This is a genomic window from Massilia sp. Root133 (assembly GCF_001426525.1).
GTDB lineage: Bacteria > Pseudomonadota > Gammaproteobacteria > Burkholderiales > Burkholderiaceae_D > Telluria > Telluria orientalis.
Genome location: NZ_LMEW01000032.1, coordinates 36,161 through 62,412, shown reverse-complemented (window position 1 = coordinate 62,412; position 26,252 = coordinate 36,161). Strand labels below are relative to the sequence as shown.

The 26,252-nt window shown below is 66.2% G+C and carries 28 protein-coding genes; 16 read left to right on the top strand and 12 right to left on the bottom strand.

Going from position 1 to position 26,252, the window contains the following annotated elements; genetic code table 11:
* Window positions 1–36: 36 nt before the first annotated feature.
* The gene (locus ASD28_RS31975) at window positions 37–228 is read right to left on the bottom strand and encodes a hypothetical protein (protein ID WP_156403677.1); all 192 of its coding nucleotides are present in this window, start codon (window positions 226–228) and stop codon (window positions 37–39) included.
* Here ASD28_RS31975 and ASD28_RS20945 point away from each other — a divergent pair.
* Complete coding sequence (locus ASD28_RS20945) at window positions 227–2,437, top strand: hypothetical protein (protein ID WP_056132736.1); 2,211 nt, start codon at window positions 227–229, stop codon at window positions 2,435–2,437. The genes ASD28_RS31975 and ASD28_RS20945 overlap by 2 nt on opposite strands.
* A gap of 85 nt (window positions 2,438–2,522) precedes the next feature.
* Here ASD28_RS20945 and ASD28_RS20940 read toward each other — a convergent pair whose 3' ends face one another.
* Both ASD28_RS20940 and ASD28_RS20935 read right to left on the bottom strand, forming a co-directional pair.
* Complete coding sequence (locus ASD28_RS20940) at window positions 2,523–3,476, bottom strand: diguanylate cyclase (protein ID WP_229411967.1); 954 nt, start codon at window positions 3,474–3,476, stop codon at window positions 2,523–2,525.
* A 134-nt stretch (window positions 3,477–3,610) separates the two neighbouring features.
* Window positions 3,611–4,093 carry a hypothetical protein gene (locus tag ASD28_RS20935; RefSeq protein WP_056132730.1) on the bottom strand — a complete coding sequence of 161 codons (483 nt, stop codon included), beginning with the start codon at window positions 4,091–4,093 and terminating at the stop codon, window positions 3,611–3,613.
* A 172-nt stretch (window positions 4,094–4,265) separates the two neighbouring features.
* On the opposite strand from ASD28_RS20935, the gene queE reads away from it, so the two are divergent.
* The 8 genes from queE to nadC all read left to right on the top strand — a co-directional run bounded on the left by queE (window position 4,266) and on the right by nadC (window position 11,445).
* Window positions 4,266–4,901, top strand: a complete 636-nt coding sequence (gene queE / locus ASD28_RS20930) for a 7-carboxy-7-deazaguanine synthase (RefSeq protein WP_056132727.1) — start codon at window positions 4,266–4,268, stop codon at window positions 4,899–4,901.
* Window positions 4,902–4,907: 6 nt separating this feature from the next.
* Window positions 4,908–5,354, top strand: a complete 447-nt coding sequence (gene queD / locus ASD28_RS20925) for a 6-carboxytetrahydropterin synthase QueD (protein WP_056132724.1) — start codon at window positions 4,908–4,910, stop codon at window positions 5,352–5,354.
* The gene (gene tadA / locus ASD28_RS20920) at window positions 5,347–5,823 is read left to right on the top strand and encodes a tRNA adenosine(34) deaminase TadA (protein ID WP_056132721.1); all 477 of its coding nucleotides are present in this window, start codon (window positions 5,347–5,349) and stop codon (window positions 5,821–5,823) included. Before queD ends, tadA begins: the two co-directional genes overlap by 8 nt.
* Window positions 5,824–5,909: 86 nt before the next feature.
* On the top strand, window positions 5,910–6,836 hold the full coding sequence (locus ASD28_RS20915) for an alpha/beta fold hydrolase (protein ID WP_056132715.1): 927 nt from the start codon (window positions 5,910–5,912) through the stop codon (window positions 6,834–6,836).
* Complete coding sequence (ldcA, locus tag ASD28_RS20910) at window positions 6,833–7,750, top strand: muramoyltetrapeptide carboxypeptidase (protein WP_056132712.1); 918 nt, start codon at window positions 6,833–6,835, stop codon at window positions 7,748–7,750. The genes ASD28_RS20915 and ldcA overlap by 4 nt, the downstream gene beginning before the upstream one ends.
* A 64-nt stretch (window positions 7,751–7,814) precedes the next feature.
* Window positions 7,815–9,416 (top strand): ABC-F family ATPase, encoded by a 1,602-nt coding sequence (locus ASD28_RS20905; RefSeq protein WP_082577083.1) that lies wholly within the window; start codon window positions 7,815–7,817, stop codon window positions 9,414–9,416.
* Between the two features lie 14 nt (window positions 9,417–9,430).
* Window positions 9,431–10,573 carry a quinolinate synthase NadA gene (gene nadA, locus ASD28_RS20900; protein ID WP_056132709.1) on the top strand — a complete coding sequence of 381 codons (1,143 nt, stop codon included), beginning with the start codon at window positions 9,431–9,433 and terminating at the stop codon, window positions 10,571–10,573.
* Window positions 10,570–11,445 carry a carboxylating nicotinate-nucleotide diphosphorylase gene (nadC, locus tag ASD28_RS20895; RefSeq protein ID WP_056132707.1) on the top strand — a complete coding sequence of 292 codons (876 nt, stop codon included), beginning with the start codon at window positions 10,570–10,572 and terminating at the stop codon, window positions 11,443–11,445. The genes nadA and nadC overlap by 4 nt, the downstream gene beginning before the upstream one ends.
* A 247-nt stretch (window positions 11,446–11,692) precedes the next feature.
* On the opposite strand, the gene ASD28_RS20890 is transcribed toward nadC, so the two are convergent.
* The 5 genes from ASD28_RS20890 to ASD28_RS20870 all read right to left on the bottom strand — a co-directional run bounded on the left by ASD28_RS20890 (window position 11,693) and on the right by ASD28_RS20870 (window position 17,501).
* Complete coding sequence (locus ASD28_RS20890) at window positions 11,693–12,724, bottom strand: alpha/beta fold hydrolase (RefSeq protein ID WP_056132705.1); 1,032 nt, start codon at window positions 12,722–12,724, stop codon at window positions 11,693–11,695.
* Window positions 12,721–13,623 (bottom strand): NAD-dependent protein deacetylase, encoded by a 903-nt coding sequence (locus tag ASD28_RS20885; protein ID WP_056132701.1) that lies wholly within the window; start codon window positions 13,621–13,623, stop codon window positions 12,721–12,723. The genes ASD28_RS20890 and ASD28_RS20885 overlap by 4 nt, the downstream gene beginning before the upstream one ends.
* A gap of 68 nt (window positions 13,624–13,691) precedes the next feature.
* Window positions 13,692–14,600, bottom strand: coding sequence for a DMT family transporter (locus ASD28_RS20880; RefSeq protein ID WP_056132698.1), 909 nt, complete (start codon window positions 14,598–14,600; stop codon window positions 13,692–13,694).
* A 9-nt stretch (window positions 14,601–14,609) separates the two neighbouring features.
* On the bottom strand, window positions 14,610–16,283 hold the full coding sequence (gene nadB, locus ASD28_RS20875) for an L-aspartate oxidase (RefSeq protein WP_267873873.1): 1,674 nt from the start codon (window positions 16,281–16,283) through the stop codon (window positions 14,610–14,612).
* Between the two features lie 30 nt (window positions 16,284–16,313).
* On the bottom strand, window positions 16,314–17,501 hold the full coding sequence (locus tag ASD28_RS20870) for a glycosyltransferase (protein ID WP_056132694.1): 1,188 nt from the start codon (window positions 17,499–17,501) through the stop codon (window positions 16,314–16,316).
* 161 nt (window positions 17,502–17,662) lie between these two features.
* Between ASD28_RS20870 and ASD28_RS20865 the strand changes: the two genes are divergently transcribed.
* From ASD28_RS20865 to ASD28_RS20850, 4 genes are all read left to right on the top strand, one after another.
* Window positions 17,663–18,160 (top strand): pyridoxamine 5'-phosphate oxidase family protein, encoded by a 498-nt coding sequence (locus tag ASD28_RS20865; RefSeq protein WP_056132691.1) that lies wholly within the window; start codon window positions 17,663–17,665, stop codon window positions 18,158–18,160.
* A gap of 93 nt (window positions 18,161–18,253) precedes the next feature.
* The gene (gene pnuC, locus ASD28_RS20860) at window positions 18,254–18,838 is read left to right on the top strand and encodes a nicotinamide riboside transporter PnuC (protein WP_056132688.1); all 585 of its coding nucleotides are present in this window, start codon (window positions 18,254–18,256) and stop codon (window positions 18,836–18,838) included.
* On the top strand, window positions 18,835–20,124 hold the full coding sequence (locus ASD28_RS20855) for an amidohydrolase family protein (RefSeq protein WP_056132686.1): 1,290 nt from the start codon (window positions 18,835–18,837) through the stop codon (window positions 20,122–20,124). The genes pnuC and ASD28_RS20855 overlap by 4 nt, the downstream gene beginning before the upstream one ends.
* Window positions 20,125–20,156: 32 nt before the next feature.
* Complete coding sequence (locus ASD28_RS20850) at window positions 20,157–20,492, top strand: four-helix bundle copper-binding protein (protein ID WP_056132683.1); 336 nt, start codon at window positions 20,157–20,159, stop codon at window positions 20,490–20,492.
* A gap of 4 nt (window positions 20,493–20,496) precedes the next feature.
* Here ASD28_RS20850 and ASD28_RS20845 read toward each other — a convergent pair whose 3' ends face one another.
* From ASD28_RS20845 to ASD28_RS20835, 3 genes are all read right to left on the bottom strand, one after another.
* Window positions 20,497–20,844, bottom strand: a complete 348-nt coding sequence (locus tag ASD28_RS20845) for a hypothetical protein (protein ID WP_056132680.1) — start codon at window positions 20,842–20,844, stop codon at window positions 20,497–20,499.
* Between the two features lie 85 nt (window positions 20,845–20,929).
* Entirely contained in the window at window positions 20,930–21,208 is a 279-nt protein-coding gene (locus ASD28_RS20840) for a hypothetical protein (protein WP_056132677.1), read from the bottom strand.
* A gap of 70 nt (window positions 21,209–21,278) precedes the next feature.
* On the bottom strand, window positions 21,279–22,079 hold the full coding sequence (locus ASD28_RS20835) for an SDR family oxidoreductase (RefSeq protein WP_056133552.1): 801 nt from the start codon (window positions 22,077–22,079) through the stop codon (window positions 21,279–21,281).
* Window positions 22,080–22,198: 119 nt separating this feature from the next.
* Here ASD28_RS20835 and ASD28_RS20830 point away from each other — a divergent pair, with 119 nt between their 5' ends.
* The 3 genes from ASD28_RS20830 (at window position 22,199) to ASD28_RS20820 (ending at window position 24,353) form a co-directional block, all read left to right on the top strand.
* Complete coding sequence (locus ASD28_RS20830) at window positions 22,199–22,759, top strand: TetR/AcrR family transcriptional regulator (protein ID WP_056132675.1); 561 nt, start codon at window positions 22,199–22,201, stop codon at window positions 22,757–22,759.
* A gap of 73 nt (window positions 22,760–22,832) precedes the next feature.
* Complete coding sequence (locus ASD28_RS20825) at window positions 22,833–23,996, top strand: tyrosine-type recombinase/integrase (protein WP_056132672.1); 1,164 nt, start codon at window positions 22,833–22,835, stop codon at window positions 23,994–23,996.
* Window positions 23,997–24,038: 42 nt separating this feature from the next.
* On the top strand, window positions 24,039–24,353 hold the full coding sequence (locus ASD28_RS20820; protein ID WP_229412410.1) for a hypothetical protein: 315 nt from the start codon (window positions 24,039–24,041) through the stop codon (window positions 24,351–24,353).
* Here ASD28_RS20820 and ASD28_RS20815 read toward each other — a convergent pair whose 3' ends face one another.
* Entirely contained in the window at window positions 24,354–25,853 is a 1,500-nt protein-coding gene (locus ASD28_RS20815) for a hypothetical protein (RefSeq protein WP_156403679.1), read from the bottom strand.
* Between the last annotated feature and the right edge of the window lie 399 nt (window positions 25,854–26,252).

Below are 26,252 nucleotides of genomic sequence, written 5' to 3'. Positions count from 1 at the left end.
AAACTCGACGATAAAATGGGCCACACGGCCCATTTTTCATGGGTGCGATACGCATGGGTTGTAGCCGGTCAATGGTGCGCGCAACGCGGCCGCTTTGGAGTAGTCTCGACAAGGAACCGGCGTGAGGAGCTCCACGCGGAAAACGTCGTGCTCGGAGGCGAGCAGGTCGGCGTGGCGCGCTTCGCGGAAGCCGGTGTTTTCTACACCAATACAGCGGAGGAACATCATGCGACACACCCTGGTAGCAGTCTTCGACAACCGAAGCGACGCACAAAGCGCCCTGGACGAATTGCTGGCGTCGGGCTTCACGCGCACCGATGCGAGCCTCTCGAGCGCCGACCCCACCGGCCAGTCGAACAGCGTCACCGGCGACAACGAGTTGCTGGAGGGCGAACGCGAGGAGGGCTTCGGCGCCTCGATCAAGCATTTCTTCACGGGCCTGTTCGGATCCGACACGAACGAACACGCGATGAAGTATTCGTACGCCGTCACGCGCGGCCATCACGTCCTGACCCTGACCACGGACTCCGAGCCGGAAGTCGAACGGGCCGCCGACATCATCGAGCGCTTCGGCCCCGTCGACATCGACGAGCGCCACGACCAGTGGACGCGCGATCCGGGCAGCGCGGGCGTCCTCGGCGGCGCATCGGCCGGGATGCAGCGATCGGGCAGCCTGTCCGCGCAGTCGGGCAACGTCGGATCTGGCTCCGGCTCGTCCGGTTCGTACCAGGGCACGCCCCCGGGCACGGAACCGGGCTCGCTGCAATTCACGGGCCACGACGACCGCAACTTCTTCGCCACGCAGAACATCAACGACCCGGTCCCCAAAGGCCAGACCTACGAGGAGCCGCAGGGCGCCTCGGAGCAGTCGGGCGGATCGATGGACGGCGCCATCGGCGGCAACACGCTGAGCGGCACCCAGAGCTCGGCGCAGAACCCGGCCACCGGCTCGTCGCTGCAATCGGCGCAGGGCGGCTCGCTGAACCAGAGCGGCTCCACGCTGCAGGGCACCGCATCGATTCCCGGCTCGGACGACACGTCGCTGGGCGGCACGGCCCGCGTCGGCAGCTCCATGCAGCGCGATACGGGCGGGTCGGTCGCGCGCGGGAACGTGCGCGTGTTCTCGCATGACGGCGGCACGGGCGATACGTACGACGATACCTACCGTAACCATTGGAACGACAATTACTCGAGCCTGGGCGGCAGCTACGACGACTATGCACCCGCGTACCGCTACGGCAGCGACATGCGCCGCGACGCGACTTACCGCAACCGCGCGTGGGACGACGTCGAACCGGACCTGCGCACCGACTGGGAAGCGCGCCATCCGGGCGAGTCGACGTGGGAGAAATTCAAGGCGGCCGTCCGCCACGGCTGGGACAGGATCACCCCGGACCTGAACACGGACGACTGGTACCACTCGGACTGGCACGACAACTATTCGAGCCTGGGCGGCGGCTACGCCGACTACGAGCCGGCCTACCGCTACGGCACGGAAATGCGTTCGAGCGCCAGATACCGCGACCGCTCGTGGGACGAGGTGGAGTCGGACCTGCGCAGCGACTGGGAATCGCGTCATCCTGGCGAGTCCACGTGGGAGAAATTCAAGGCCGCCGTGCGCCGCGGCTGGGACAAGATCACCCCGGACATCGATAACGACAGCTATTACCGCAGCCACTGGAACGCGCGGTACTCGAACGCGGACGATTCCTATGACGACTACCTGCCGGCCTACCGCTACGGCAACGAAGCGCGCCGCCTGCAGAAATACCGCAGCCGCCACTGGGACGACGTGCAATCCGACCTGAGATCCGACTGGGACTCGCGCTACACGACGGGCGGGTCGACGTGGGAGAAGTTCAAGGACGCCGTGCGCCATGGCTGGGACAAGATCACCCCGGACATGGACGACGACTCGACCTACTACCATACGCACTACGAGTCGACCTACGCCGCCAGCGGCACGGACTTCAACGATGTCGCGCCGGCCTATCGCTACGGCAACGAGATGCGCAGCAGCGACACCTATCGCGACCGCGACTGGGACGATGTCGAGCACGACCTCAAGAAGGACTGGCACAGCAAGTACGGCACGGACAACGAACCGTCCGCGTGGGAACGCATCAAGGCGGCGGTCCGCCACGGCTGGGAACGGATGACGGGCGAGACGACGTCCACGGACGACGACAGCCACTACCGCACGCACTGGACGAACACGTACAAGCCGGGCGGCACGAGCTACGACGACCTGGCGCCGGCCTACCGTTACGGCGCCCAGATGCGCAATGACGTCCGCTATCGCAACCGGGACTGGTCGGACGTCGAGAACGACCTGCGGGCCGACTGGGATACGCGCTACGGCAAGGATGGCGCGTCGACCTGGGAGAAGATGAAGGCCGCGGTGCGGCACGGGTGGGATAGGGCAACCATCGGCTGACCGTCGTCCCCGCGGAGGCGGGGGCCCATGCCGAGTCGAACGAGATACTCGGCATGGATTCCCGCTTTCCCGGGAACGACGTGGTTCATGCCGGTTCGGTGAGGGGCAAACTGATCCGGTTCCGTCCCATATGCTTGGCCCGGTAGAGCGCCGCATCGGCAATGGCGACCAGTTCGCTGGCGCTGTTGTCGGGCGACGCGATCGCGGTGGCCGCGCCGATCGACACCGTCACGCGCTGCGCCGGCGCCAGGCGGTTGGGGACTTGCAGCTGTTCGACACGGGTGCGGATGCGTTCGGCGACGCTGGCCGCGCCCTTCAGTGACTGGTTCGGCAGGATCACGGCGAATTCCTCGCCGCCATAGCGCGCCACCAGGTCGTTGGCGCGCATTTCGCTGGCGACGGCCGTGGCGATCCGTTTCAGGCATTCGTCGCCGCCCAGATGGCCGTTCGCATCGTTATACGCCTTGAAATTGTCCACATCCACCATCAACAGCGACAGCGGCTGGCGCTGGCGCAGCGCGCGCGCCCATTCGGCGTGCAGCGTCTCGTCGAAGCAGCGGCGGTTGGCGAGACCCGTCAGGCCGTCGCGCGTGGCGAGTTGTTCAAGTGCGATCTGCGCCAGTTTTTCATCCGTCATGTCGCGCAGTGTCTCCACGACGGCGGCCAGCCGGCCGCGTTCGTCGTAGATCGGGCTCGCGTCGGCGGCCAGGTAGCGCCGGCGGCCCACGCGCGGCATGTCGCACCAGCTTTCCGCGGACAGGTGCGGATCATCGGGCAGGCCGATGCGGGGCCGGTGCGCTTCGCCGGCGCGTTCTTCGATCAGGAGGTCGGCGAGGGTGGGGCGGCGCTCCTCGAAGAAACTGCGCCAGTGGTCGCGCGTACCGATGATGTCGCGCGCGGGCACGCCCGTCAGCCGCTCGCAGGCGCGGTTCCACAGCATCACGCGGGATGTCGTGTCGAGGACGAAAATGGGAATGGCCAGCGTCTCCATCAACTGGTGGGCGAAAGCGCGATCGGCCGGCGCGCCCGAGGAATCCATGAGCCGCTGTATTGTTGTTGTGCTTGTCATGTACCGTCCTTCGGTTCTGATTAGCAATTACTTGCTGACGAGAACCGATTGTGCGCCACGGACAATGGCGTCCCCTTGATTTTTAGCAAGGGTGGACGGGGCTGTTACCCGGGCTCGTCGGCGTGGGCGACGATCGCCTGGGCGACCCGATCGACCCGCGTGCACAATAAATCGATGCGCGACGCGAGGAGCGGATCTTCCAGCGCGTACTGGCGCCGCACCTGCAGCAGCTCGGTCTGGATGGCCACCAGTTGCGCGAGCGGGTCGAGGTTGCCGCGGCGGCCGTCCGTCCCCCCGGTCAAGCGCCCCAGCAGCATGTCGGACTCGGCCAGCGCCTGGTCGGCCTGGCTGCGGGCCTTCTGTTCCCGGCACAGCGCGGCTTCCAGACGCGCGATCTGGTCCTCGTTGTGCATGCGCCGGAACAGCACGGCAAACAGCACGGACAACACGACGAGCACCAGCACACCCAGTTGCAGCCGCTCCGGCACCGCGAGCATGCGGACGTGTTCCGACATTCCGAACCACGCGGTGAGCAACAGCAGGGCCCCGAGCGTGACACGCAGCGACTGGAGCAGCAGGGTTTTCATCACGATCCCTCCGACGAGGACTAGGACGACTCGATTAGGAACTTTCCGTATCCAAAGGTACGACTTTCCGAATGGCATGTTTTTGCTCGTCATCAATTTTGGCGCCGCTTCTGCGACCCAGTCCGGGCGCGGTATAATGGAAGGTTGACGCGAGCCTTACCGGACTTCTACTGTGACTTACAGCATCAAAGAAATCTTCTATACCCTGCAGGGCGAGGGCGCCCATGCGGGCCGCCCGGCCGTGTTCTGCCGCTTTTCCGGCTGTAACCTGTGGACGGGGCGCGAAGCGGATCGTTCCACGGCCGTTTGCCAGTTCTGCGACACGGATTTCGTCGGCACCGACGGCGAACGGGGCGGCAAATTCAAGGATGCCGCGGCCCTGGCCGCGGAAATCGACAGCCTGTGGCCGGAGACCTACCCGGCCAGCAAATACGTCGTCTTCACGGGCGGCGAGCCGCTGCTGCAGCTGGACACGGCCCTGATCGACGCGATGCACGCCGCCGGCTTCACGATCGCCATCGAGACGAACGGCACCTTGCCCGTGCCGCCGGGCGTGGACTGGATCTGCGTGAGCCCGAAGATGGGTTCGACACTGGTGGTCGCAAAGGGCAACGAACTCAAGGTCGTCATCCCGCAGGCGGGCCAGGACCTGGCCGCGTACGAACACCTGGATTTCGACAACTTCTTCGTGCAGCCGATGGACGGCCCGCTGGCCCAGTTCAACACGCAACTGGCCATCGACACGTGCCGCCGCAACCCGAAGTGGAAGCTCAGCCTCCAGACCCATAAACTCCTGAACATTCCCTGAGCACACATGCTGACCATTACCCGCAAGCTGGAATTCGACGCCGGCCACCGCATCCCCGACCATAAAAGCCAGTGCCGCAACCTGCACGGCCACCGCTACACGCTGGAAATCACGCTGACGGGTGCCGTCATCGACGTCGAAGGCAATTCCGACAACGGCATGATCATGGATTTCTCGGACATCAAGGCGCTCGCGAAAGAGCATCTCGTCGACGTCTGGGACCATGCCTTCCTCGTGTACGAGAAGGACGAGGCCGTGCGCGGCTTCCTGGCCAGCCTGCCGAACCATAAAACCGTCGTGATCGACCGCATCCCGACCGTGGAAAACCTCGCGCAGGTGGCCTGGAACATCCTGCAAGCGGCCTACACCGACCGCTACGGTACCGGCCTGCGCCTGCAGAAGCTCGTGCTGCACGAGACGCCGAACTGCTGGGCCGAAATCACGGATGCCTGAAGCAGACGACAATACGTACATGGGCCTGGCCCTGCAGGAGGCCCGCAAGGCCTGGGCGGCGGGCGAGGTGCCCGTGGGCGCCGTCGTCGTGCGCGACGGCGAGATCATCGCCACCGGCTACAACCAGCCGATCGGCCGCCACGACCCGACCGCGCACGCGGAAATCGTCGCCCTGCGCGCGGCCGCGGACAAGCTCGGCAACTACCGGCTGCCGGGCTGCGAGCTGTATGTGACGCTGGAACCTTGCGCGATGTGCTCGGGCGCGATGATGCACGCGCGCCTGGCGCGGGTCGTGTACGCCGCGCCGGACCCGAAGACAGGCGTGTGCGGCTCGATCCTCAACCTGTTCGCGCTGGAGCAACTGAATCACCACACGGACGTCGTCGGCGGCGTGCTGGCCGACGAAGCAAGCGCGATGCTCAAGGGGTTCTTCGCCGAACGGCGCGCGGCCCGGCGCACGCAAGGCTGACGCCACCCGTTTGCCAAAAATGATATGCTGGTTCCAGGCCTTCGCTGCTTTCGGTAGCGGAGGATTTCACGACCCAGCTATCGACAATGCCTAGCCTGAACGCCAACGGGATCCGCATCGCCTTCGACACGGCGGGCGATCCGAAATCCGTACCCCTGCTGCTGGTTTCGGGCCTCGGCCTGCAATTGACGGCCTGGCCGGACGAATTCGTCGAAGGCCTCGTCGAACTGGGCTTTTACGTGATCCGTTTCGATAATCGCGACAGCGGCCTGTCCACCAAGTTCGAACACGCCGGCACGCCCAGCCTCGGGCTCGCCTGGCTGAAGTCGCTGCTGCGCATCCCGCTCAAACCGCCGTACCGGCTGGAAGACATGGCCGACGATGCGATCGGCGTGCTGTCCGCGCTGGGCGTCGCCCGCGCCCACGTCGTCGGCATGTCGATGGGCGGCATGGTCGGACAGCTGATGGCGGCGAAGTACCCGTCGCGCGTGCTCAGTCTCACGTCGATCATGTCCAGCAGCGGCCGCCGCGGCCTGCCGGGCCCGACGCAAGCCGCGCGCCGCGCGCTGCTGCGCCGTCCGCGGGGAGCAGGCGACATCGACGCGGCGATCGACTACAACGTGCAACTGCTGCAAGCAATCGGCAGCCCGGCCTATCCGACGCCGGAAAAACACCTGCGCCGCCGCGTCGCCCGCGCGCTGCGCCGCAATTGCTGCCCGGGCGGCGTCGTGCGTCAGATGCTGGCCGTGACGGCCTGCGGCGACCGCACGCCGCAGCTGCAGACGATCGTCGCGCCGACGCTCGTGATCCACGGCGCGGCCGATCCGCTCGTGCCGCTCGCCTGCGGCGTCGACACGGCGCAGGCGATTCCCGGCGCCCGCCTTGAAGTCATCGAGGGCATGGGCCACGACCTGCCGTCCCAGCTGCTGGAGCGGCTCCTCGCCTTGATCGACGCCCATGCCCACGGTAAGATGGCGCCCGACTCGACACCAAGGCTCTTCGTCAAACAGTGACCATCCAAAAACCGGGCATTGCCCTGATCGCGCCGGGCAGCTACGCGCCCGAGCCGGAAGCGATCCCGCGCGGCATCGCGCGCCTCGAAGCCCAGGGCATCCTGGTCCACAATTACTACAAGCACGAGGAGCGCCACCAGCGCTTCGGGGCGACGGACACGGAACGCCTCGCCCAGCTGGAAGCGGCCGCCGCCGACCCGGACGTGCAGGTCGTCATGGCCATTCGCGGCGCCTACGGCATGACGCGCCTGCTGCCGCACATCGACTTCGAGCGCATGGCCGCCAGCGGCAAGATCTTCGTCGGCTATTCCGACGTCACGGCATTCCACATGGCGTTGTACGCAAGGGCGGGCGCGATCAGCTACGCGGGGCCCATGTTCACGGCCGACGTGGGCGCGGCCGAGCCGAACGCATTCACGCTGGACGATTTCTGGCATTGCCTGGCCGGCCCCACGCACACGATCTCCGGCCACGGCGCGGCCAACCCGCGCCTCGACGTGACGGGCACCGTCTGGGGCGGCAACCTGGCGATGATCATGTCGCTGATGGGCACGCCGTACTTCCCGCGCATCGACGGCGGCATCCTGTTCCTGGAGGATATTGCCGAGCATCCGTTCCGGGTGGAGCGCATGTTGCTGCAACTGATGCATGCGGGCGTGCTGGAGAGACAACGCGCCGTCGTGCTGGGCGATTTCTCCGGCTACCGGCTCGGCGTGAACGACAACGGCTACAACTTCGACGAAATGCTGGCCTATGTCCGCGCCACGTTGCCCGTGCCGGTGCTGACGGGGCTGGAATTCGGCCACATCGCGCGCCACGTGACGATCCCGTTCGGGGCGCAGGGGCATTTGCAGTGCGACGGCGAACGCTGGTCGCTGGCGCTGTCCAGTTACCCGACACTCAGGACCGCCTGACGCAACGGCCCCCTCACGGTGGTAAAATGTGCGGTTAATTGAATCACCACGCGAAGGTTTCCCAGTGCTCAGTACAGCCAACATCACGATGCAGTTCGGCGCCAAGCCGCTGTTCGAAAACATTTCCGTCAAGTTCGGCGATGGCAACCGTTACGGCCTCATCGGCGCGAACGGTTGCGGCAAGTCGACCTTCATGAAGATCCTCGGCGGCGACCTCGAGCCGTCCGCCGGCAACGTCAGCCTCGATCCGCACGAGCGCCTCGGCAAGCTCCGCCAGGACCAGTTCGCCTACGAAGACGTGCGCGTGCTCGACGTCGTCATGATGGGCCACACGGAATTGTGGGACGCGATCCGCGAACGCGACGCCATCTACGCGAATCCAGAAGCGACGGACGAAGACTACATGAAAGCGGCCGAGCTCGAAGGCAAGGTCGCCGAGTACGACGGCTACTCGGCCGAAGCGCGCGCCGGCGAACTGCTGCTGGGCCTGGGCATCGCCACCGACCTGCACCAGGGTCCGATGAGCTCGGTCGCGCCGGGCTGGAAGCTGCGCGTGCTGCTGGCGCAGGCCCTGTTCTCGGATCCGGACATCCTGCTGCTCGACGAGCCGACCAACAACCTGGACATCCACACGATCAGCTGGCTGGCCGACATGCTGAACCAGCGGAACTCGACGATGATCATCATTTCGCACGACCGCCACTTCCTGAACTCGGTCTGCACGCACGTCGCCGACATGGACTACGGCACGCTGAAGGTCTACCCGGGCAACTACGACGACTACATGGAAGCGTCGACGCAGGCCCGCAACCAGCAGCTGGCCAACAACGCGAAGGCGAAAGAGAAAGTCGCCGAGCTGCAGGACTTCGTGCGCCGGTTCTCCGCGAACAAGTCCAAGGCCCGCCAGGCCACGTCGCGCGCCAAAATGATCGACAAGATCAAGATCGAGGAATTCAAGCCGTCGTCGCGCGCCTATCCGTTCGTCCGCTTCGAAGGCGAGAAGAAACTGCACCGCCTGGCCGTCGAGACGGAAGGCCTGTCGAAATCGTACGACCGCCAGCTGTTCAAGAATTTCTCGATCATGGTCGAAGCCGGCGAGCGCATCGCCATCATCGGTGCCAACGGTGCCGGTAAGACGACCTTGCTGCGTTGCATCGGCAGCGGCCCGATCACGGGCCTCGATGCCGACACCGGCCGCGTGAAGTGGGCCGAGAATGCGAATCCGGGCTACATGCCGCAGGACCCGACCGAAGAGTTCGCCACGGACCTGAACCTGACCGACTGGATGGGCAAGTGGACGAAGGAAGGCGACGACGACCAGGCCGTGCGCTCGATCCTGGGCCGCCTGCTGTTCGGCGGCGACGAGGTCAAGAAGTCCGTGCGCGTGCTGTCCGGTGGCGAGAAGGGCCGCATGATGTACGGCAAACTGATGCTGGGCCGCCACAACGTCCTGCTGCTCGACGAACCGACCAACCACATGGACATGGAATCGATCGAGTCGCTGAACATCGCGCTGGATAAATACGCAGGCACCCTCATCTTCGTATCGCACGACCGCGAGTTCGTGTCGTCGCTGGCGACCCGTATCCTGGAAATCAAGGAAGACCGCATCATCGACTTCCAGGGCAATTACGAAGATTACCTGAAGAGCCAGGGTCTCGACTGATTGGAGCTTGCCCCATGAATACCATTGCCCCCGTTAAAGTATTCGAATACGACCGGCCAGTCGGCGGCGTGTGTTCCACTGCCGAGGCCTGGGCCCGCACGCCGTCGCCGCTCGAAGTCGCTGAAAAGACCACGCTGAAGGATCGCATCCGCCGCCTGTTGAAGGAGCGCGAAGCCGTCCTCGTCGCGCACTACTACGTCGATGCAGACCTGCAAGACCTCGCCGAGGAAACGGGCGGGTGCGTGTCCGATTCCCTGGAAATGGCGCGCTTCGGCCGCGATCATCCGGCCAAGACGCTCGTCGTGGCCGGCGTGCGCTTCATGGGCGAGACGGCGAAGATCCTGAGCCCGGAAAAGACGATCCTGATGCCGGACCTGGACGCGACCTGCTCGCTGGACCTGGGCTGCCCGGCCGACGAATTCGCCGCGTTCTGCGACCAGCATCCGGACCGCACGGTCGTCGTCTACGCCAACACGTCCGCCGCCGTGAAGGCGCGCGCGGACTGGATGGTGACGTCGTCGATCGGCCTGGACATCGTCAAGTATCTGCACGACCAGGGCAAGAAGATCCTGTGGGCGCCGGACCGCCACCTCGGCTCGTACATCCAGAAGCAGACGGGCGCCGACATGCTGCTGTGGCAGGGTTCCTGCCTCGTGCACGACGAGTTCAAGGGCATCGAACTGGACCTGCTGCGCGCGGAATATCCGCACGCGAAGGTGCTCGTGCACCCGGAATCGCCGGCCAACGTCGTCGCCCAGGCGGACGTCGTCGGCTCGACCACCCAGCTGATCAACGCGGCGCAGACGATGGACGCGACGCACTTCATCGTCGCCACCGACAACGGCATCCTGCACAAGATGCGCATGGCGGCACCGGGCAAGACCCTGATCGAAGCCCCGACGGCCGGCAACAGCGCCACTTGCAAGAGCTGCGCGCACTGCCCGTGGATGGCGATGAACGGCCTGCAGAACCTGGCCGACGTGCTGCAAACCTCCGACAGTAAAAACGAAATCTTCGTCGATCCGGAAATCGGCAAGCAGGCCAAGCGCGCCATCGACCGCATGCTCGACTTCGCCGCCGCCAAGAAGGCGAAGGCACTGCCGACCGGCGCGCTGGAGCAGGAAGCCAACCTCTTCAAAGGAATCGGTCCCGCATGAGCAATCTCCGCAACCCTTACGCTGACGAAGGCCAGTTCGACGACAAGCTGCAGGCCGCATTCGAGCAGAACCTGCTGGCCGCGCTGCTGGAAGACGTCGGCAGTGGCGACCTGACCGGCAAGCTCGTGCCGGAAGCGCCCCGCGCGAAGGCGCGTGTGATCGTGCGCGAGCAGGCCGTCCTGTGCGGCGCGCCGTGGTTCGAAGGCGTCATGCTGGCCGTCGACCAGGACATCGAGATCGACTGGAAATATGCCGAGGGCGACGTGATGGCCGCTGACAGCGTGGTCTGCACGATCGAAGGCTCGCCGCGCTCGCTGCTGACGGCGGAGCGTTCGGCACTGAACTTCCTGCAACTGCTGTCCGGCGTCGCGTCGGCCACGCGCACCTACGTGGACGTCATCGCCGGCACGAAGGCCAAGATCCTCGATACGCGCAAGACATTGCCGGGCCTGCGCCAGGCGCAGAAATACGCGGTGCGCGTCGGCGGCGGCGCGAACCAGCGCATGGCGCTGTACGACGGCATCCTGATCAAGGAAAACCACATCGCGGCCGCGGGTGGCATCACGCCCGCGCTGCAGGCGGCGACGGCGCTGAACGCGGGCGTGTCGATCCAGATCGAGGTGGAGTCGATCGCCGAGCTGGAAGAAGCGCTCGGCGCGGGCGCGAAGTCCGTCCTGCTCGACAACTTCGACCTGGACATGATGCGCGAAGCGGTGCGCATCAACGAAGGGCGCGCGTTGCTGGAGGCGTCCGGCGGCATCAATATGCAGACGGTGCGGGCGATTGCCGAGACTGGCGTCGACCGGATTTCGATCGGCAGCCTGACCAAGGACATCAAGGCGACGGACTACTCGCTGCGCATTATTGGCTGAGCCCCAAATCCGTCGTTCCCGCGGAGGCGCACTGCTGTCCGGAATAATTTTCACCGTCGAAGTCAGCATACTCAGTATGGATTCCCGCGTGCGCGGGAATGACGATGCTATTTCTGACGGTTTTTGAAAACAATATTCCGGACACCAGTGCGCGGAGACGGGAACCTGATTTTTTGTGACTGGCCACGCAAACCTGGGCTCCCGCCTGCGCGGGAGCGACGGTGTCTTTTACGTTCCGCTTCTCGTTCTACGTCCCGCTCTCGCTGGCCCTCGCCAACGCCTCCGCCTGCGGATTCCTCCGGTACACCGACTCCCCAACGCGCCCCGCGATCTCGTCGACCGCAGCGAGCACCTTGTCCGGATGGGCATAATGCGTCATGTGCCCGACGCCGGGCTGCAGCTGCAGCTCGCTGTCCGGCAGGCGCTCGTCCAGCCGCTCCGAGTTGTGGCCGAAATCGACGATCTTGTCCTTGGTGCCGGCCATCACCACCACGGGCACCTTCAGCTCCGGATAACGCTTGGCCAGCGCCACGGCCGACGGCACCATCAGCGCCGTCTCCGCCGCGCTGGCGCGCAGCTGGCTCGGACGCAGCAGCATCCACACGGGCAGTTCGCGGAAACGGGCGTCGACCGGCTGCGGCGAAAACACCCGCTTCGTCAGCGGACGCCACAGCATGCGCGTGACGAGCGGCGAGATCGTGTACCGCATCAAATCGCCCACGACCGGAATCGCGGGACCGGACAGCAGCGGCACGTCGGCGCGCAGGCTCGGGTAGTAATAGCCCGACAGCAGCACGAGGCCGCGCACGAAGTCCGGCACTTCCAGCGCCATCGACAGCGCGACGAGCGTGCCCCACGAGTGGCCCAGCACGATGGCCGAATCGACGCCGATCTCCTGCAGCGCGTGATGCAGCAGCCGCGCCTGGGCCTGCGGCGTCCACACCTTGCTGCGCGGCCGCTCGCTATAGCCGAAGCCGGGGCGGTCGAACGCGATCACGCGGTAGTGCTCGGCCGCCTTGTCCATCAGGCCGCTGGTCTGGAAATCGCTGGCCAGCACGCCGTTCCCGTGCAGCAGGACCAGCACGGGGCCGCTGCCCCGTTCCACATAATGCAGGCGCACGCCGTCGACCTTGACGAAGCGGCCCTGCGGCGGGTTCTCCGCCTCCGCCTGCTTCGTCTTGGCGCGCACATAGAAATAAGAGGCCGCGAGGCCGAGACCGGCCAGCAACGCGCCGGCCTGCCAGGGTTTGACACCAGTGCTGCTTAACGTTTTCGTCACAGTATTCCCCCGTCGAGTGGTATGGATGGCGTGTCTCGCTCCGTCTGCTCCGAACCTTTGATGAGCATATCCAGCGCGAGCGGGAGCACCCGCTCGGCCGATTCTTCGATCTTGATGTCGAGGAGGTCGTCCGCGCGCGTGCGGCCGAGGTTGATGGCGGCGATCGGCTTTCCGGCGGCCTGCGCCATACGGCAGAACCGGAAGCCGGAATAGACCATCAGCGATGATCCGACCACCAGCAGCGCGTCCGCCCGTTCCATCTGTTCCAGTGCGATGGCCGTGCGCGCCGGCGGGACGTTATCGCCGAAGAAGACCACGTTCGGCATCAAGGCCCCCCCGCAGCACGTGCAATACGGGAGGCGGAAGCTGGCCAGTTCCGTCGGTTCAACGGAGGCATCACCGTCCGGCAGCGGCGTCGCATTCGCACCCGCCATGTGCGGATTGAAGTCTTCCAGCTGCCCCTGCACGAAGGCGCGCGGGAAGATCGCCGAGCATTCGAGGCACACGACCGTATGGATATTGCCGTGTAGCTCAAGCACGCCATGGCTGCCGGCCTGGCCGTGCAGGCCGTCCACGTTCTGCGTCAGCACCGACCCGATGTGCCCGATCCGTTCCAGGCCGGCGAGGGCGGCATGGCCGCGATTCGGCCGCGCCTGTGCAAGCACGGGCCAGCCGATCATGCTGCGCGCCCAATAGCGCCGCTGCACGGCCTCGGATTTGCGGAAATCCGGCCCGTGGATCGGGGGTTTGCCGCGGCGGGTGCCGTCGCGGTCGCGGTAGTCGGGAATGCCGGATGCCGTCGACAGCCCCGCGCCCGTCAGTACGAGCGCGCGCGGGTGGCGGTCGAGGAATGCGGCGATCCGCGCCGCGTGGTCGTGGACGGTGAATGCTTCAGCCATCTTGATGTGCTCCTTCCGCTGGGATCGTAACATCTCCGATGCCCGCACAGAAACACGTTACGGCTGCTTCAACGTTTGGCGGACACGACGATCCCGCCCACGATCAGCAGGAACGCCAGCACGTGGTAGGCATGGGGCAGCTCGCCCAGGAAGGCGGACGACAGCAGCGCCGTGAACAGCGGCGTCAGGTTGACGAAGAAGGCGCCGATGCCGGGCCCGGCGCGGCGGATGCCCGCGCCCCACATGGCGAACGCGAGCACGGCCGGGCACACGGCGACGAACAGCAACGCCGCCACGACGGGCCAGCTCCAGGCGATGGCCGCCGCACCGAGCGACCACTCGACGCCGGCAAAACCGGCCGACCACAGCAGCCCGAACGCCACCTGCGCAGCGAGGAACGCGGCCCAGTCGGCGCGCAACGCGGGTTCGTCCTGCGGCTGCAGCAGCATCCAGCTGTAGAAAGACCACGCGATCGTCGCGAGGATCATGTAGAGGTCGCCCGCGACGAGGCGCAGCGCGAGCAGCTGGTCGACGTCGCCGCGGCACAGCACGACGAGCACGCCGACGATCGACAGCAACGCGCCGATCACCTGGCGCGTCCGTACGGCCACGCCATAGAACAGCCGCCCGACGAGCATCATCCACACGGGCATGCCCGAGGCGACGAGGGTCACGTTGATGGGCGTGGAGCTTTGCAGCGCGAGATACTGCAGGGAGTTGTACATGCCGATGCCCAGCAGCCCCAGCAGCGCATAGCGGTGCCAACGGGTGCGAATGGCGTCCAGTACGCCGGCCTGGCGCAACGTCGCCCACCCGAGCGGCAGCAGGACGGCCAGCGCGATCGTCCAGCGCAGCAGATTCAGCGTCATCGGCGGGACGGCCGCGCGGACGAGCCGTCCCACGATGGCGTTACCCGCCCACAGCAGGGGCGGGACGGTCAACAGCAGGACGGTCGACGGCGTAAGCTTCTGATTCATCTACCCGAATTAGCGGCGGCGCGGCGTCAGCACGCTGGGCAACGCCTTCGGCAGCGTATCCGGATAGTCGCGCGAGAAATGCAGGCCCCGGCTTTCGTGACGCGACAGCGCGCTGCGCACGATCAGGTGCGCCACCTCGACGAGATTGCGCAGCTCCAGCAGGTCGTTGGTGACGCGGAAGTTGCGGTAGTACTCGTCGATCTCTTCCTTCAGCAGCTTGATGCGGTGCTGCGCGCGTTCCAGGCGCTTGGTCGTGCGCACGATGCCGACGTAGTTCCACATGAAGCGGCGCAGCTCGTCCCAGTTGTGGGCGATGACCACTTCCTCGTCCGCATTCGTGACGCGGCTCTCGTCCCACGCGGGCAGCGCGGGCAGGTCGACGGCCGGCGCCGCGGCGATCTGGTGCGCGCATGCGCGGCCGACGACGAGGCATTCCAGCAGCGAATTGCTGGCCAGGCGGTTGGCGCCGTGCAGGCCCGTGTACGCGGTCTCGCCGACGGCGTACAGGCCAGGGATGTCGGTGCGGCCGGCCAGGTCCGTGACGACGCCGCCGCACGTGAAGTGCACGGCCGGCACGACGGGAATCGGTTCCTTCGTGATGTCGATGCCCAGCTCCAGGCAGCGCGCGTAAATGGTCGGGAAGTGTTCCTTGATGAATTCCGGGCTCTTGTGCGTGATGTCCAGGTGGACGTAGTCGATGCCGCGCTTCTTCATCTCGAAGTCGATGGCGCGTGCGACGACGTCGCGCGGCGCCAGCTCGCCCCGGTCGTCATGTGCGGGCATGAAGCGCGTCCCGGCGGCGGGTCCCGCCTCGGGCGGCAATTTCAGCAGACCGCCTTCGCCGCGCACGGCTTCGGTGATCAGGAACGATTTCGCGAACGGGTGGTACAGGCAGGTCGGGTGGAACTGGATGAACTCCATGTTCGACACGCGGCAGCCGGCGCGCCAGGCCATCGCGATGCCGTCGCCCGTCGCCGTATCGGGGTTCGTCGTGTACAGGTAGACCTTGCCGGCGCCGCCGGTGGCGAGCACGGTGTGCTCCGCCTCGAACGTCTGCACCCTGCCGCTTTTTTCGTCCTGCACGTACAGGCCATGGCAGCGCGGCTGGCCGACGAGGGCCGGCCCGGTATGCACGCCGTCCGGCTGCAGCTTGTCGGACGTGATCACGTCGATCGCGCAGTGATGTTCGAACAGGGTGATGTTCGGGTGTGCGCGCACTTTCTGTTCCAGCGTCACCTGCACGGCGTGGCCCGTGGCGTCCGCCGCGTGGATGATGCGGCGCTGGCTGTGGCCGCCTTCGCGGGTCAGATGGAAACCGAGTTCCGCGGTCTCGTCGCGGGTGAACGGCACGCCTTGCTCGATCAGCCATTCGATCGCCTCGCGCCCGTGCTCGACGATGTAGCGGGTGGCCGCTTCGTCGCACAGGCCGGCACCGGCGACCAGGGTGTCGGCGATATGCTGGTCGTGGCTGTCGCCCGAGTCCAGCACGGCGGCGATCCCGCCCTGCGCCCAGTTGCTGGCACCGTCGAGGAGCTCGCGCTTGGAGATGATGGCGACCTTGCGGGTTTGCGCCAGATGAAGGGCAACCGACAGGCCGGCGAGGCCGCTGCCGACGATGGCTACGTCAAATTTCATCGCACTCTCTTGGTTTTGCTTTTGTAAAGAGGCATCACTATAGACGATTTGGCGCGGGTATGTGGAAGATGGCGCTGTTCAGCATCCCCCGCGGACGCTCCCCGGCGCCTCGCCGCCCGTGAGGGCATCGTAGACGGCGAGGACATCGCGGGCCATCGCCGGCATGCTGTGGCGCGCGATCACCTGGCTGCGCGCGCGGGCGCCGTGGCGGGCCGCCATGTCTGGGATCCTGCAATAATCGGCGATCGCCGCCGCCAGCAATTCCGTCGACATCGGTGGCACGAGGATGCCCGTAAAGCCCGGGTGGACGAGCTCCGTATTGCCGCCGACGGCCGCCGCGACGACCGGCAACCCCGTCGCCATCGCCTGCAGGATCGCGCTCGACCGGTCCTCCGCGCGCGCCGGCAGCACGAACAGGTCCATCGCCCGCAGCAGCTGCGGCACGTCGGCGCGGGCGCCCGGCAGCCATGCACGCGCCGCCGCGCCCGCCCGGTGCAGCAGCGCCTGGCATTCGGCGCGCTCGGGCCCGTCGCCGACCAGCAGCAGCCGCAGCCGCTGGTGCGCCGGATGCGGCGACGCGATCAGGCGCAGGAACGCCTCGACGAGGGTCGTGTGGTTGCCGGCGGCATCCATGCGGCCGACACTCCCGACGACGAACGCCGCGTCGTGCATGAAACCGGGCGGGCCGACGGCGGCGGACGGCCCCAGCCGCGGATGGAACTGCACGCTGTCGACGCCGCTCGCGATCTGCGACACGCGCGCCGGTTCCGCGCCCATGGATTCGACGAGCCATTCCTCGAGGTCGCTGCTGGCCGCGATGTAATGGTCGACGAGCGGGCACAGCAGCCGGCGCAGCAGGCGCTTGCCGACGCCTCCACGCGCGTCCGCCGTGCGGCGTCCGTCCTCCGCATGCACGCGCAGCTTGACCCCGGCCAGCGCCGCGACCACCTGGGCGGGCAGCCCGGCGCCGTCACGGGTGTGGATGAGGTCGGGCCGCAGCGCGCGCAACACGCCGAACATGCGCACGTAGTGCAGGGGATCGGAGCCCGACCGCTTGTGCAGGTTGACGACCTCGACGCCGTGCTCGCGGACGTCGCCCTGGTGGCCGAAGCGGTCGTGCATGCAGACGATGGCGTGGCGATAGCGCTCGGGCGGCAGGTGGCGGATCAGGTTCAGCAGGCTGGTCTCGGTGAGGGCGGCATCGAGCGCGTCGACCACGTGGACGACGAGACGCGGCCGCTCGTCCGGCTCGAACAGGGAACCCATGCATCACCCGAAAATGAGACGAGATAGCAGATTATATTGCGCTGCAACGTGGCATTTTTTCTGCTTGCGGGCACTGTTGACCGGCCTCAAAGGTTCGCCGCCGCACCGAACCACAGGTGGGCGCGCGCTACGATGGGGCTCCATCCGAACGAGGAACGACCATGAGCACACACGACAGCAAAGACATCGCCGACCTGAAAGCGCGGATCAAGGAAGTCCGCTTTCCCATGTTCACGTGGCAGGACGAACACGGCCACCTGCTGAGCCAGCCGATGACGCAGGAAGAGGTCGACGACGCCGGCGGCGTCTGGTTCTTCACGTCCACGCAGACCTCGCTGTGGGATTGCATCGCGCACCGGCCGCAAGTGAACCTGTCGTTCGCGAAGCCGGAAGACAGCCTGTTCGTGTCGGTCAGTGGCCTGGCCGAGCGCGTCGTCGACCGCGAACGCATCCGCGCGATGTGGAACGCGGGCGTGCAGGCGTGGTTCCCGGCCGGCCCGGACGACGAGCACGCCGTGCTGATCCGCGTCGAGCCGCACTCCGCCGAGTACTGGGATTCGAACGACAGCAAGATGGTGCGCCTGTTCGCCATCGCAAAAGCCGCCGTGACGGGAACGCGACCGGACATGGATGCCGAACACCGCACAATGAAGCTATAACATTCCTCTCTTGCAATAGTCGAAGAGGCTGGCGTACAGTACACGCTTCTTTGGAGGAGCGTGCATGGACAGGGACGGGCAGGGCCGGGCGCGATGATCGCGCCGCTCGAACTGGCGGCAAACGGATTCGTCGCGGTGTCCATCCTGCTGGCCGGACGCAACAACGTCCATACGTGGTGGACGGGCATCGTCGGCTGCACGCTGTTCGGCGCGCTGTTCGCCCGGAACCGCCTGTACGCCGACGTCGCGCTGCAGGCGTTCTTCGTCGCCACCAGCGTCGTCGGCTGGTGGAAATGGGCGCGCGGCGACCACGGCGACCCGCTGCCGATCACGCACGCCGGCGCCGCGAACCTCTTGTGGACCGTGCCGGTGGGCATCGCCGCCACGGCCGGCTATGGGGCCTTGCTGCACTTCACGACCAACGCGTACGCGCCGTTCCTCGATTCCGCCGTCCTCGTCTTTTCCGTCATCGGCCAGGTGCTCATGATGCAGCGCCGCGTCGAGAACTGGGCGTTCTGGCTGCTGGTGAACTCCGTCGCCGCACCGCTGTACCTGAGCCGCGACCTCGTCCTGACGGCCGTGCTGTATGCCGGCTTCTGGATCAATGCCATCGTTTCCTGGCGCAGCTGGTACCGACTGGCCGCGCAACCTCTTTTATCCGAGAGCCCAACCCCATGAACAAGACATCGCTCGCGGCCGCGCTGGCCATCCTCACGTTCACCCTGTCGGCCACGGCCGCCGACCAGGTCGTCGCCATCCGCGCCGGCAAACTGGTCGACGTCGTCGGCGGCAAGGTATTGCAGGACCAGACCATCCTCGTCAGCGGCGAACGCATCACGGCCGTCGGTCCCACCGCGAGCACGACCGTGCCGGCCGGCGCCCGGGTGATCGACCTGTCGCGCGAGACCGTGCTGCCGGGCCTGATCGACGTCCACGTGCACCTGACCGGCGACCCGAACCTGCACGGCTACCGGTCGCTGGGCGTGTCCGACATCCGCGCCGCCATGTACGGCGCGTACGCGGCGCGGCGCACGCTGGAAGCCGGCTTCACGACGGTGCGCAACGTGGGCGCGAGCGGTTTCGGCGACGTGGCGCTGCGCGACGCCATCAACGACGGCGAACTGCCGGGTCCGCGCATGCGCGTGGCCGGCTACGCCATCGGCATCCAGGGCGGCCATTGCGACAACAACCTGCTGCCGCACGATTTCCATTTCACGGAGAACGGCGTGGCCGACGGGCCGTGGGCGGCGCGCGCCAAGGTGCGCGAGATGGCGAAGTTCGGCGCCGACACCATCAAGATTTGCGCATCCGGCGGCGTGCTGTCGAAGGGCGACGAGGCGGGCGCCCAGCAACTGACGCTGGAAGAGATGAAGGCGATCGTCGAGGAAGCCCATAAACTGGGCCGCCGCGTGGCCGCGCATGCGCATGGCGCCAGCAGCATCCGCGACGCGATCCTGGCCGGCGTCGACTCCGTCGAGCATGCGAGCCTGATCGACGACGAGGGCATCCGCCTCGCGCGTGAAAAGGGGACGTATCTCGTCATGGACATCTATAACGACGACTTCATCCTGCAGGAAGGCGCCAAGGCCGGCATGCTGCCGGAGTCGCTGGAGAAGGAGCGCATGGTCGGCCAACTGCAGCGCGATAACTTCCGCAAGGCGTTCAAGGCCGGCGACAAGATGGCGTTCGGTACCGACGCCGGCGTTTACCCGCACGGCGACAATGCCCGTCAGTTCTTCTACATGGTCAAGTACGGCATGACGCCGATGCAGGCGCTCCAGGCCGCGACGATCAATGGCGCCGACCTGCTGGGCTGGAAGGACCGCGTCGGCTCGATTACCCCGGGCAAGTACGCGGACATCGTGGCGGTCGGCGGGGATCCGCTGGCGGATCCGGCCGCGCTGACCCGCGTGGACTTCGTCATGAAAGGTGGCGCCGTCATCCGGAGCGATGCGCGAAAATAGACGTCACCTTTCCACGACCAACGGGAGAAGTGATGTCTAACGACAATTTTAAAGCTTGTATCGAAGCCTGCTATGCGTGTGCCGCCGCCTGCGACAACTGTTCGACGGCATGTCTGAAGGAAGACGACGTCAAGATGATGGCGCGCTGCATCGCACTGGACATGGATTGCGCCCAGGTCTGCCGCACGGCCGCCGCCTTCATGGCGCGCGGCAGCGATGTTGCGCGCGACCTGTGCCGCCTGTGCGCGGACGTGTGCACGGCCTGCGGCGATGAGTGCGGCAAGCATCCGATGGACCATTGCCAGGCGTGCGCGCAGGCGTGCCGCGCCTGCGCCGACGCGTGCCGGCGCATGGCCGGCGCCGCCTGAGCGGTCAGTCGCGGCGGGGCGGTGCCAGGTCGTCTTCGCTCTGGTTGCCGCCCGTTTCCGGCGCGCCGAGGCCCGTCGAACCGGGGCTGGCCTGGCGGCTGCGCGTGTCCTGGTAGCCGCGGTTGATGGCCGTCGCGGCCGTGCCTTCGCCTTCGGCCGGCTCGTCCGGCTGCCCCTGGCGGTTGCCTGCCTCGCCGGACTGGCTGCTGCCGCGCGCCAGCGGCGCCTCCTCTTCCGGACGCGGCTGGGTGCCGCTGCCGCCCGTCTCGGCCATCGTCTCGTGGGTGAGGGTGCTGCCTTCTTCGCCGCTGGTCGGATTGCCGACGCCGATCGTTGTCGATTTCGCGTTCATGTCGCCTCCTGGAGTGAATTGATGAGCGATTGTCGCCGCGCGCACGCCGCCCGTCTGTCGGCAAGCACGGCGCGCGCGTGTAGGATCAGACCGGAATCTCGGACGTACCGCCGCCCATGCCGCCGAACTCCTGCAATTGCTCGACCGTCAGCCGGCGCTCGTTGAGCGCGGCCAGGATCGCTTTCAACTGGTCGGGGTCGGGCTGGATATAGACGATGCGCTGCTCGATTTCGTCTTCCCAGCAGCGCGTGTAGGGTACGTCGGTCTCGGCCATGATCTTCGCGTCGAAGCTGCCGTCGCGCAATTCGCCGAACAGGGTGACGCGCGTCGTGTCGGGCGTCGTGTTCTTTACCGTGATGCTCATGCATGCTCCTTTCGGTGTGCTGGTCGTCACGGTCATTGTCCCGTAGGCGCGCGCCGGCTGCAAACGCGGTTCAAGCGTGCGCGGCTGCCAGGTAGCGCGAGGCCGGCTTGCCGCTCATCGCGCCCTGCATCAGTCTGGCGGCGGCTTCCTCGAAATTCTTCCACAGTTGCGCATCCTCGACGGACGGGAAGGTCACCTGTTCGCCCAGGTCGAGACCGGCCAGGGCCGCGTCCACGCAATCCTCGGCCGTCATCACGATGCGCGGGTCCATCGCATTCAGCCGGTCTTCTTCCCAGATCTCGGTGGCGGTCACGGACGGCGCCACCAGTTGCACGCGGACGTCCGTGCCTTGCACCTCGTTCTGCAGGGCGCGCGTCAGGTTCGCGACATGGCCCTTGCCGGCGCTGTAGAAGGTGCTGCTCGGCAGGAAGCCGAAGCCGAGGATCGAGGCGATGTTCACGAGCGTACCGCGGTTGCGCGCCAGGAATTGCGGCAGGGCGGCAAGGCTCAGGCGGTTGACCGCGTCCACGTTGATCGCCTGCTGCCAGGCGACGTCGGCCGGGTCCAGGGTCGTCGTCGCACCGGGCACCGACACGCCCGCGTTATTCACGAGCAGGGTGATGCTGGCATCGTCACGGATCAGGTCGGCCAGGCGCTCCACGTCGTCGCTGCGACTGAGGTCGGCAACGAAGGGACGGACCTGCACGCCGTACTCCCTGGACAGCGTGTCGGCCAGTTCAGCGAGCTTGTCGCCGCGGCGGGCGACGAGGACGAGGTCGTAGCCGCGCCGCGCCAGGCGGTCCGCGTAAATCTTGCCCAGGCCTGCGGATGCGCCGGTGACGATGGCCGTGCCTTGCTGTGCTTTGCTCATGATGTGCTCCTCGATGGTGGGGTTGAAAGCAAACATGATGGTCGTCATGTTTGGATGGATGAAGCATGATGGATATAATGTTTGAAGTCAACCCCACAATTTATATGGAGGCGATAGAGATGCGCTATCCACCGGAAGAAACCGCCGCCAAGCACCGCCGCATCCTCGAGGAAGCGGGCCGGCTGTTCCGCGAACGCGGCTTCGCGGGCGTCAGCGTCGGCGAGATCATGAAGGCGACCGGTCTCACGCACGGGCCTTTCTACAACCACTTCGCTTCCAAGGAAGCGCTGATGGCCGAGGCATTGTCCGACCTGTCGTCGCGGACGCAGGCCGATTTCGACCGCATCCTGGCGGAGCAGGGCATCGCGGCCTACCTCGACCTGTACCTGAGCCGGCGCCACGTCGACAGCGCCGGCGCGGGGTGCCTGATGACGGCGCTCGCGGCCGACAGCGCGAAGGAGCCGGCCACCCGCGGCCCATTCACGGCCCACGTGAAGGGCGTCATCGACCGCCTGATGCGCGCGCTGCCCGGCAAGCGCCGCGCCGAGGCGGACGCGCGCGCCGCCGCCATGCTGGCGCTGGCCGCGATGGTGGGCGCGGTGACGCTCGCGCGGGCGGTCGACGATCCGGTGCTGGGCGACGAGATCCTGGCGGCGACGCGGCAGCAACTTCTGGACTGAATCAACGGCGGTGCTGGGCCGACGGCGGCCGAGCTGCTATACTGTATAAAAACACAGTTATCCCAGCACCGCCATGCCGAACTTCACGCCCATCGACCTTGGTCCAACGATACCGGAAGCGATCACGACCGGCGCGAGCGGCCGCCTGCACGTCAAGATGTACCGCCAGGCCGAGGACGCGATCACGGAAGCGACCACCGACATCGAACTGGCGCGCGAATTCATCGCCCACGGCGAACTGAGCGCGAAATCGATCCAGAACACCCAGAAGGAACTGTTCCGCTTCCTGACCTGGTGCCGCGAGGAAGCGAAAAAGACGCTGGCCCAGCTGAACGTCGCCGACCTCAACGCGTACAAGGAATTCCTCAAGAACCCGCCGCCCGAGTGGGTCTGCACGACGAAATGGCCGCGCACCGATGCGCGCTATCGGCCATTCACGGGACCGCTGTCGGACGCGAGCCGGCGCCAGGCAATGATCGCCGTGAAGGGCCTGCTGGGTTTTGCCGAGCAGACGGGCTATTTGCGCCGCAACCCGGGCGCGCTCGTGCGTAACGTCCGGGCGCCGTCCGCGAGCCGCATTACGCGCTACCTGACGCAGGGCGCGATCGCGCTGGCGCTGGAGACCGTCGCACACCGTGCTGCCGACACGCCGGCCGCGCTCAAGCGCCGCGCGCGCGACCGCTTCCTGCTCGTCGCTTTCGCCCATACGGGTGCGCGCCTGAACGAGATCGTGGGCGCATCGATGGGGGCTATCTACACGGAAGGGAACGGCCGCTGGTGGATCGACGTCCTCGGCAAGGGCAACAAGCCGCGCCGCCTGCCGGTGCCGCCGGACATGCTGGACGCGTTTCGAACCTACCGCCAGACGTTCGGCCTGTTGCCGCAGACGGGCCGGACCGATCGCACGCCGCTCGTCCTGTCCAGCCGCAGCCGCGAACTGGCGCGCATCACGGACGAGGCGGCCTCGGAAGCCATCAAGGCGATCTTCGCCGACGCGGCAGGCGTTGCGGACGGGCGCGGCGACGCCGACACGGCCGCCACGCTGCGCCAGGCATCCGCGCACTGGCTGCGCCACAGCATGCTGACGAACCATGCGAACAACGGCGTCCAGCTGAAGACGCTGCAGGACACGGCGGGCCACGCGAACATCGCGACGACGGCGGCTTATCTGCACAAGACCGACAACGAACGCTACGACGAAATCATCGCTTCCGTGAGCGGGCGCGGCATCCTGTGATCGCCTTACGCTGCGCGTTTTCGTGACTATACTGGATGCATGGTGCTTCCAGCTCACGCTACCAGCGGTATCGACGGCGAGGTGATCCTGCGCCCGGTGAGCCCGGTCGAATGGCCGGGCATGGTCAACCAGCGCCCGTACCAGGCGCTGATCGGCGTGGCGGATGGGGCAGGGCGCCACGTTGCGGAGGTCCGGAGCGACCCCGGCGGCCGGTTCCGCATCATCCTCGAACCCGGCACGTACGTCCTGCAGCCGGAATCCGAGGCCATCTATCCGCAGGCGCCGGCGCAAACGGTCACGGTGGAGAAGGACCAGTTCACGCCGGTACGCATCATTTACGACAGCGGCATCCGCTGATCACGACGCGAAACCGATGCCGACGATCCGGCTGCCCCAGTCGTGGTTGGTCAGGACATCTTCATTGACGAGCCATGCGCGCCGCGTGTTGCGCGGATCCACCGTCACCGCCGAATAATCGCCCCAGCGGCCGCCCGTGAAGAACGTCGGACTCGTGAAGGCCGCGATGCCCGGGCTCAGCGAATACGTGGTGCCGTTGTTGTGGTCGAAGCCGGAGAACCGCACCTGGGCATTGGTACCGCGCGGCGGGTCGGTCATCGTCCAGGTCACGTAGATGTCGTTCGCGCTGTTGGCCGCGATCGACGCGTTGAAGTCGAACGACGTCGACGTCCCGAAGAAGAACGCGCTCCGCACGAGCGAACTGGAGGCCGTATTGATCTGGTAGAACTTGGGCGCCGCATAGCCCACCAGGTTGACGGTATGAACCTGCCACAGGAAATCGCCGGTCTGCGTGCTGGCGTTGACGAAGCGGCCGTCGAGCGTATCCAGCGTGGACGTCGTGCCCGGCTGCGGCGCGTCGGGCGGGGCAGTGTAGGCGGGCACCGCCACGTTCACCGGTCCCGTCAGCTGGATCGCGTTCGGCCGGCTCGAGTTGGTGAGCGTGTAGAGGCTCAGACTGCTGCCGCCCGATGCGGCGATCAGGTACGTGCGGGCATTCTGGTCGAGCACGATCGGCGGCGCGAGCGTGGCGCGCAGGCCCGTGAAGACGGGAACCGAGAAGCCGAGCCCGTTGTACAGGCGCGCTTTCGCCACCGCGAACATGTCGGCACCCCGGAATCCGCCGGACGCCGTGAACACGTTGGCCGTGATGATGACCGAGTCCTGGTCGTAGCCGAGCTGCGGGTAATCCCAGAAATCGCCGGCGTTGAAGGTCACGTTCAGCGCATAGATGAAATACGGGCCGAGCGGGTTCGACGTCGTGGAGATCGCGACGAAGAAGAGCTGGCGCGTGCTCGACTCCTGGAACGCGTCCGCCGTCACGACCCAGCGGTTCCACACGCTGTCGTACACGGCGCGCGGGTCGAACAGCACGCGGGCGCTATAGCCGAAGAAGGCCGCGAGCGAGATGCTGGTGCGCTGGCTGGGATTGGTCCGCAGGAAGATATCGATGTGGGAGTTCGTCACCTCGACGAAATGATCGACGCCCACCGCGCCGTGCGTGTCCGGCGGCATCAGGCCGTCGACGTCGGTCGCGCCCGCGAAATTGGGACCGACGAGGACGATGGGCGCGCGGGGGAGGGCTTCGGGTTCCGCTTCGGCTTCCATGTCCGCCTCGACCGGCTTCTCGGCCATCCGGTCCTGTGCCCGCAGTTTCGACTTGACCTCTTCGTACTCGGCCGCAGGCATCGTCGGCAGGAAGGGCTTTGATTTTCCTTGCGCGACCGCACGCGCATTCGGCGCCACATTGGTTTCCATGTCTTGCAGCATGGTCTCCACAGTCCTCAGTTGGGGCGCCGCGGCCTCCAGCTGAGTCCCGATTTCGATAGCAGAATGTTTCACGACATTACTCCTTTCCATTGAAATAGCTTGCAGCGTTGGAACCGGCAGAGGGCAGGCGCCAATCCCGCGCCGTCCACTATCGTGACAAACGGGCTCGGCGTCGTTGATAGGGGTCAGGGCGAGAGAGCTCGTCTTTTGGGAGGGAGTTTTCCTACTGGAGCGGGAAAATGCTGATGTTCGAAAAGGAAGACTTGCTTATTCGGGCCGATAGCGAGCGCATTTCGGCTGTATATGGTTGGCGCAGAATATGTTTAATCGCCGTTCTATTTAAATCGACATTACATTCCCTAATGTCGAGTTTATTAGGTTTGAATAAGACACCGATAGGGAAAGAGAAAGGGGCTGGAATATCCGGTTTCGCCAGTATTATCGACATCGATTTAACTGCGAAACCCTGGT

Bases quoted from the DNA above. Each gene is read 5' to 3' on its own strand.
- ASD28_RS31975 (WP_156403677.1), bottom strand. From the start codon at position 228: ATGATGTTCCTCCGCTGTATTGGTGTAGAAAACACCGGCTTCCGCGAA.
- ASD28_RS20935 (WP_056132730.1), bottom strand. From the start codon at position 4,093: ATGAAAACCCTGCTGCTCCAGTCGCTGCGTGTCACGCTCGGGGCCCTG.
- ASD28_RS20885 (WP_056132701.1), bottom strand. From the start codon at position 13,623: ATGGCTGAAGCATTCACCGTCCACGACCACGCGGCGCGGATCGCCGCA.
- ASD28_RS20855 (WP_056132686.1), top strand. From the start codon at position 18,835: ATGAACAAGACATCGCTCGCGGCCGCGCTGGCCATCCTCACGTTCACC.
- pnuC (WP_056132688.1), top strand. From the start codon at position 18,254: ATGATCGCGCCGCTCGAACTGGCGGCAAACGGATTCGTCGCGGTGTCC.
- ASD28_RS20840 (WP_056132677.1), bottom strand. From the start codon at position 21,208: ATGAGCATCACGGTAAAGAACACGACGCCCGACACGACGCGCGTCACC.
- ASD28_RS20915 (WP_056132715.1), top strand. From the start codon at position 5,910: ATGCCTAGCCTGAACGCCAACGGGATCCGCATCGCCTTCGACACGGCG.
- ASD28_RS20945 (WP_056132736.1), top strand. From the start codon at position 227: ATGCGACACACCCTGGTAGCAGTCTTCGACAACCGAAGCGACGCACAA.
- ASD28_RS20835 (WP_056133552.1), bottom strand. From the start codon at position 22,079: ATGAGCAAAGCACAGCAAGGCACGGCCATCGTCACCGGCGCATCCGCA.
- nadC (WP_056132707.1), top strand. From the start codon at position 10,570: ATGAGCAATCTCCGCAACCCTTACGCTGACGAAGGCCAGTTCGACGAC.
- tadA (WP_056132721.1), top strand. From the start codon at position 5,347: ATGCCTGAAGCAGACGACAATACGTACATGGGCCTGGCCCTGCAGGAG.
- ASD28_RS20870 (WP_056132694.1), bottom strand. From the start codon at position 17,501: ATGGGTTCCCTGTTCGAGCCGGACGAGCGGCCGCGTCTCGTCGTCCAC.
- ASD28_RS20880 (WP_056132698.1), bottom strand. From the start codon at position 14,600: ATGAATCAGAAGCTTACGCCGTCGACCGTCCTGCTGTTGACCGTCCCG.
- ASD28_RS20830 (WP_056132675.1), top strand. From the start codon at position 22,199: ATGCGCTATCCACCGGAAGAAACCGCCGCCAAGCACCGCCGCATCCTC.
- ASD28_RS20940 (WP_229411967.1), bottom strand. From the start codon at position 3,476: ATGGATTCCTCGGGCGCGCCGGCCGATCGCGCTTTCGCCCACCAGTTG.
- ASD28_RS20850 (WP_056132683.1), top strand. From the start codon at position 20,157: ATGTCTAACGACAATTTTAAAGCTTGTATCGAAGCCTGCTATGCGTGT.
- queD (WP_056132724.1), top strand. From the start codon at position 4,908: ATGCTGACCATTACCCGCAAGCTGGAATTCGACGCCGGCCACCGCATC.
- ASD28_RS20845 (WP_056132680.1), bottom strand. From the start codon at position 20,844: ATGAACGCGAAATCGACAACGATCGGCGTCGGCAATCCGACCAGCGGC.
- ASD28_RS20865 (WP_056132691.1), top strand. From the start codon at position 17,663: ATGAGCACACACGACAGCAAAGACATCGCCGACCTGAAAGCGCGGATC.
- nadA (WP_056132709.1), top strand. From the start codon at position 9,431: ATGAATACCATTGCCCCCGTTAAAGTATTCGAATACGACCGGCCAGTC.
- ASD28_RS20825 (WP_056132672.1), top strand. From the start codon at position 22,833: ATGCCGAACTTCACGCCCATCGACCTTGGTCCAACGATACCGGAAGCG.